2 protein-coding genes are annotated in these 1,129 nt (G+C 65.7%); both read right to left on the bottom strand.

Annotation, left to right across the window (positions count from 1 at the left end; translation table 11 throughout):
- Positions 1-940: 5-(carboxyamino)imidazole ribonucleotide synthase (locus B3605_RS17595; protein WP_296435277.1), on the bottom strand; the 940-nt coding region annotated here is incomplete at its 3' end.
- A partial coding sequence (locus B3605_RS17590) for an AIR carboxylase family protein (RefSeq protein ID WP_296435275.1) occupies positions 937-1,129 on the bottom strand: 193 nt, incomplete at its 5' end. The genes B3605_RS17590 and B3605_RS17595, both read right to left, overlap by 4 nt.

Genomic DNA, 1,129 nt, shown 5'->3' with positions numbered 1-1,129 from the left:
CGCCGATCAGGTTCTGCATCACGCAGTCGGAGTGGCGATCGGCGTTGCCGAGCGGCAGGCCCGCGACTGCGCGGATATGCTGCTCGAACTGCGAGATCACGCAGGCCGCTTCCGTCCAGTGTCCGGAATTGTGCACGCGGGGCGCCATCTCGTTGGCGATCAGGCTGCCGTCGGCGAGCGCGAAGAACTCGATGCCGATGACGCCGACATAGCCGAGCGTGGTCAGGATCTTCTCTGCGGCCTCGCGCGCGGCGGCTGCCGTGGCGTCGGTGATTGATGCCGGGACCGTCGATGTATGCAGGATGCCGTTGCGGTGCACGTTTTCGGCCGGGTCGTAGCAGGCGACGCTGCCATCGGTGGCGCGGGCGGCGATGACCGAGATCTCGCGCTCGAAAGCCACGAAGCTCTCGAGGATGAGCGGGACGCTGCCGAGCTCGGCAAAGGCGCCATCGGCGCTATCGGCGGCTGAACGGAAGACTTTCTGCCCCTTGCCGTCATAACCGAGGCGGCGTGTCTTCAAGACACCCTGGCCGCCGAAATCGGCAAGGGCGGCTTCGAGGTCGGCCTGGCTGTCGACGGCGTGGAATTTCGCGGTCGGAATGCCGCAATCATTGATGAAGCGCTTTTCGACGAGACGGTCCTGGGCGGCTTCCAGCGCTTTTGGCGGCGGATAGACCGGCACGGTCTGCGCCAACGCTTCGGCTGCGGAGACGGGGACGTTTTCGAATTCGTAGGTGACGACGTCGCAGACGGTCGCCAGTTCCTCGAGCGCTGCGGGATCGTCATAGGCTGCGACGATCTGCCGGTTGGCGACCTGCGCTGCCGGGCAATCGGCCTGCGGCTCGAGAATGATGGTGCGGAAGTTCAGGCGGGCGGCAGCCATGGCCAGCATGCGGCCAAGCTGACCGCCGCCGATGATGCCGATCGTTGTCATGCTCATAGGTCGTCCATCGGGTATTCGGCGATCGCCGCACTTTGGCTCTCGCGCCATTCGTCAAGCCGGTCGGCTAGGTCTTCATCCGACAGTGCCAGAACCGCGGCGGCCAGAAGTGCCGCGTTGATGGCGCCGGCCTTGCCGATCGCCAGCGTTCCAACCGGGATGCCGCCGGGCATCTGCACGATCGACAGC

Source organism: Rhizobium sp. UBA1881 (assembly GCF_002338015.1).
Taxonomy (GTDB): domain Bacteria; phylum Pseudomonadota; class Alphaproteobacteria; order Rhizobiales; family Rhizobiaceae; genus Rhizobium.
Note: the sequence above shows the minus strand (reverse complement) of the source record. Positions and strands in the feature narration are given on the sequence as shown.